The organism is Bartonella sp. MM73XJBT (assembly GCF_028618465.1).
Lineage (GTDB): Bacteria > Pseudomonadota > Alphaproteobacteria > Rhizobiales > Rhizobiaceae > Bartonella.
This window is the reverse complement of record NZ_JAQISY010000064.1, coordinates 1-4,835: the sequence shown is the minus strand read 5'-3', so window position 1 is coordinate 4,835 and position 4,835 is coordinate 1. Positions and strand designations below refer to the sequence as shown.

Sequence of the window (4,835 nt, the reverse complement as noted above, 5' to 3'; positions counted from 1 at the left end):
GATCTCCCCCCTTACTTCACACCCCAAGCAAGGCATATGCTTTTTCACACGCATGCACCCCAGCACCTGACATGACGTCACACCCAGAGGAAAACAAAGCACACAGGTCGTTTTACAACATCAAGAATCCACCAGAACAAGCTCTTTTATACTTTAAGATCTCCCCCCTTACTTCACACCCCAAGCAAGGCATATGCTTTTTCACGCATGCACCCCAGCACATGATTCATACACACATACAGATGAAAAAAACTTTTATGCTTAAATCTCTCTTTTTCTCGCATAACACAGCGCTATGTCCGCTCTTTTATTGCTTTGTTTAATTGTTCTGTAACATTGTAATAGGCTATGCAGCGCTTGAGAAAAGAATAATACAGAGCCACAATTGCTACACTTAACAAAACATCAAGGATGATCCCAAACTTAACCCCATAATACATGCCCATTACAATCAGAACTCTTGCACTTTCTGTAAGCATTTTTCCCTCCCCTTCTCTTTATGAATTGCCCTGTTGCTTGGTGAGTTCTTCCAATTTGCGGATCTTTTTCTTCACCTGAGAAGTTAATATTGCACGCAGTATCAAAACAACAGGGGCTGTAAGACAAACACATACCGAAATCAAGAACAGCAGTATAAACAGCATAGTATATGCTTTAAACCTGTCAGGGCTTACAAGATGATGAGCGTTAAGGTCCAACTCCTGCGCAAAAGCTCTATAAACATGCACTTTAAAAGCCATAATAATAAGAGATATAAAGAATATGCTGAGATAATCTTTTCGTGAAAAAGTGAGCCATTTTTTGTATAAAGCAGAGTGTTTTTCTGGCAAGAGCGCTAAAATTTGCTTTTTGATCTCACTCTTTTGCAGATCATCAAAAGGCTGTCGCTGTTCTTTCATCATGCTTTTATATTGTTTAAGCTTTGCATAGAGCCTGAAACGTTTGATAACAGAATAATAAGGGGCAACGATAATCATATTGAGCAAAAGAGCCAAAATCACAATCGTGAGAACTGTGAAAAAAAAGGCAGGTATGATAAGAGCCATAGCACCAGGACCCATGAGATTTACGTCCTCACCGCTTCATCTTGTGACTCATTTGCTTGTTTTGACTGCTGTATTTTTTTCAATTTACGCTCTTTGATGCTGTGGATTCCCCAAAGAATAGGCAAAGGCGTGAGAAGAAAAAGCCAGATCAAAATGGGAAGTAGAAAAATCACATGCCCCATACCACCCCATTTTCCCCCTTGGAAAAATTCGCTCAAAGGCTTTGCACAAGCAGGCTCTTTTAGAGCCATCATGATAAAAAATGTGCAAAACATGATAAGAAAGTTGCCTGAGAGCATTTTATCCTTTTGCCATGAAAAAACGCTCAATACTCTCAATTGAAAGGCAGGTGTTTTTTTCTCAACGACCCCGTTCTTCCCTTTCATTTTCCCCCCTTATTATTCATGTTGCTCTAAAATTCCCTCTTGTTGTATTTTGTATAAAGCAATTGTTTCTTTTTCTCAACAACCGATTGCCTTAAGCACTCTTAATATCCATAAATTTAAGTTCCCCATCCTCAATATAAAGAATATCGTAGCAATAATTTTTACCATCGACCTCACAGAGCGCTTTCTCTTCGCAGACAATAAAGCCCTGTTCTCTTAGTTGTTGTTTTTTCTCTTCAATAAATTTTCGATGCAAAGCCCTCTTACGATTGCACACCAGCGGATCACCGGCTCTAAAATATTGATAACTGATCCCTGTCTCTTCTGGAAACAAGTTTATTGCGACCTGTTCAAGTAAATCATAATTGAATTGCTTAAGCCTTGCCACTTCTTGAGCCAACACTATAGCCCGTTCAAGATGCACTTTTTCGACATAAGCATCAAAAGTTTTTTCCTGCAAGGCAAGTTGATCGCCTTCTGGAAAGCTTTTGCTATAAGAGAGCAAAGTCTCCACATCGCCAAGCAAAGCAAGGGCAGCCAAATGCCGCAAATCATAAGGCACCATTTTGTCTTCACCCTTGACCAAAAATAACGTATCCCTTTCCCATGGAGGCACACCATATTGAGAGCGCAACATTGCTTGGAGATCAACAGTCTCCATCGCCCTTTCTACAGCTGTCTCAAGCGCTTGCTTTAAGCGCCCCACAGAGACCTTTTCAGCAAAAATTTCCAATCCTTTTGCCTGAAAATCCAGTTGTAAACCTGGCAAACTTTTCGAATGATAAGGATTGAGAGTTTCGCAAGCCGCAGCAAGAATACCACTTGTGACAGCAAGTCCCAAATCAAACTGAGGACAATCTTTTACTTTTTCATCATGATAGAGAAATTGCACTTCGCGATCTGGCAAACAATAGGTTGCCAAATGATCGCCTTTTCCCTCAATTTTCACCGACCAGCCCAGACTTTTCAACAGCGCCGTTGCACTTTCCATGTTGAGAATTTCATGATCCTTATACTCGCGAGAGAGCTCTTTTTCCTGTTCTTGCAAACGCTTCTCCAGCAGCGCGGCTTCGTCTTTCCAAAACTGCTGAAGTGCGAGATCGTTTTCTTTAAGCAGTCTTTCCAGTTCGGCTTTCACTTGGAAATTCATTTTCATCCGTTTGAAAACAGAATAATAAAGAGCCAAAATAGACATGATAATGACAATGAAAACAGCAATCATCACCCAGAACAGGGGATCCAAGACAAATACTGCGATAGGATTATTCTTCATTTTCCCCCCTCTTACTCTTTATGGAAAGTTTCCTGTGCAGTGCTTATTTGCTCTCGTACAGAGATTGCTTCTGCCAGTTTCTGAATATTTTCTTGCAACGCATGCGTCACCTTGGCACGAATCCGTAACATAATCGGCACACAAATAACAACACAGCCCATTATGATTTCCGTCGTCTTAAAGAGAACGAAATGCACAGCATGTTGCCACCCTGCCAGTTGCCAATTGAATACATCTGGTATTTCCAGAACCATTCTCCACATGATAACGAGAACAGAGAGAGCGAAGATAACTTTATAATTCCTTGCTGAGAGCAACGCTTCTTCCAACGAAAAAGAGCGCGAACTTTCATGCATCTCTTGATCAGATGCCCAATTTTTCCCCTTCATTTTTCCCCTTGATCATTCATTTTGCTTAAAATTTCCTATTCTCTTGCGTATAAATCACCCTTTTACTTTCTTCAACAATGGATTTCTGCAAGTGGCTTTTATCTTCATAAAATTTCACTTGTCTTCTTCTTGCCAAAAATCGCCACAAGATGTCTTTGAGGAAGAGACTGTACATTTCGCCCTCCCCACGCACAGGGAATCCTTTTTAACTGTTATCTTCTCAACAATTTTTGAGACAATCTTTTCGTTTTCATTGCACAATTGTGGATCTCAAGCTGTAAAATTCTCATAACGCACCACGCAACTTTCAGAAAACAATTTGCCTGCCTTCTGTCTAAGCAACACATCACTTTGCCTTTACCACTTCTGGAGAGAACACCACCACACAGACAAAATGAATTTATGCTTGCCTTAACAAGACGAGCCGCAAGGCTGCTTTTTGGCAAAGCGAATTGAGCACCTTCTGCATGACTCTTGCTATCAGCAGAACAGTTATTTATCTCTTAACATATTGAATTACAAGGATAAATTATTATTTTAACTTGAATGATAGCACCAAATACTGTAAGATTTCTTGATCAAAAATTCTCTCCTCTTGAAGCAATTAACATCTCTTACCCTGTCCTTGCCCTATCCTTACCCTGCCCTTACCCTGCCCTTACCCTGCCCTTACCCTATCCTTACCCTGTCCTTACCCTGTCCTTACCCTGTCCTTTGCCCTATCCTTACCCCTATCCTTACCCTGTCCTTGCCCTGTCCTTACCCTATCCTTACCCTATCCTTACCCTGTCCTTGCCCTGTCCTTACCCTATCCTTACCCTGTCCTTACCCTGTCCTTACCCCCTATCCTTACCCTATCCTTACCCCTATCCTTGCCCTATCCTTACCCTGTCCTTACCCTATCCTTACCCCTATCCTTGCCCTATCCTTACCCTGTCCTTGCCCTGCCCTTCCCCCGTCATAAGCAGAGTTGGGTATGAGTAAAACTATAGAAGAAAGGAGTTTAAATATCTCTTATAAACACTCTCATGTGCTAGGAGCTGAGCAACATTGGAGGCTGGCAAAAGTATGATGCCGCCAGCTTAGAAGAGAAAGCAAGGAACACAGCAAACAAGATAGCGTTGAGAAAAAGGAATGCCAAAAGGATAATATTTGTAGAGCGATATTTGTCCTAGAGAAATCTGTGGTACTTGAGAGAGCACATGCATAGCTGAAGAATGGAAGTATCCAGTTTTGCTCCTATCCTAACCTGATAGCAACCCGAGCAAAATAACAACAGCAGCTATAAGAGACCAGCAACGACATTCCAACGGACCACTCAAAGAGCAAACGCACAGATGCTGCACAGGAAGAAAGCAAGGCTTACCCCATCACCAAACAAGGCAAGCGTTCCAAGACAGGACAAAACAAATGTCCCCCCTTCATATTATCCTTTCCCCAAGCGGGTTAATTGAAAGCACTATACTTGAAGAAAACAAAGTGCTTTCACCGCCCCTTTTCACTATCCCTTATAAAGCGCCATCAAGCATCTGCGCAGTCTACAGAGACCTTTTCAGCAAAAATTCCCAGCCCTTATGACCTTAAAATTCACTTCTCGATCTGATAAAGTTGCAAAATTGCTGAAAAACTCGATAAACTACAGCAAAAATACCATTCACAATCAAAACACGCCTCAAATTACCGATAATTTTTGCTCCTTTCATTCTATAAAGAGTCTCCATTTCATAAGTCCGCTAACAAC

5 protein-coding genes are annotated in these 4,835 nt (G+C 41.4%); all 5 read right to left on the bottom strand.

Going from position 1 to position 4,835, the window contains the following annotated elements; all coding sequences use genetic code 11:
- Window positions 1-293: 293 nt before the first annotated feature.
- A complete protein-coding gene (locus PVV69_RS09245; protein WP_273757275.1) occupies window positions 294-479 on the bottom strand; it encodes a hypothetical protein in 186 nt (61 codons plus the stop codon).
- 18 nt (window positions 480-497) lie between these two features.
- On the bottom strand, window positions 498-1,061 hold the full coding sequence (locus tag PVV69_RS09240) for a hypothetical protein (RefSeq protein WP_273757274.1): 564 nt from the start codon (window positions 1,059-1,061) through the stop codon (window positions 498-500).
- A gap of 5 nt (window positions 1,062-1,066) precedes the next feature.
- Complete coding sequence (locus PVV69_RS09235; protein WP_273757273.1) at window positions 1,067-1,432, bottom strand: hypothetical protein; 366 nt, start codon at window positions 1,430-1,432, stop codon at window positions 1,067-1,069.
- Window positions 1,433-1,523: 91 nt separating this feature from the next.
- Entirely contained in the window at window positions 1,524-2,705 is a 1,182-nt protein-coding gene (locus PVV69_RS09230) for a DUF6990 domain-containing protein (protein ID WP_273757272.1), read from the bottom strand.
- 11 nt (window positions 2,706-2,716) lie between these two features.
- Complete coding sequence (locus PVV69_RS09225) at window positions 2,717-3,094, bottom strand: hypothetical protein (RefSeq protein WP_273757271.1); 378 nt, start codon at window positions 3,092-3,094, stop codon at window positions 2,717-2,719.
- Window positions 3,095-4,835: the final 1,741 nt, after the last annotated feature.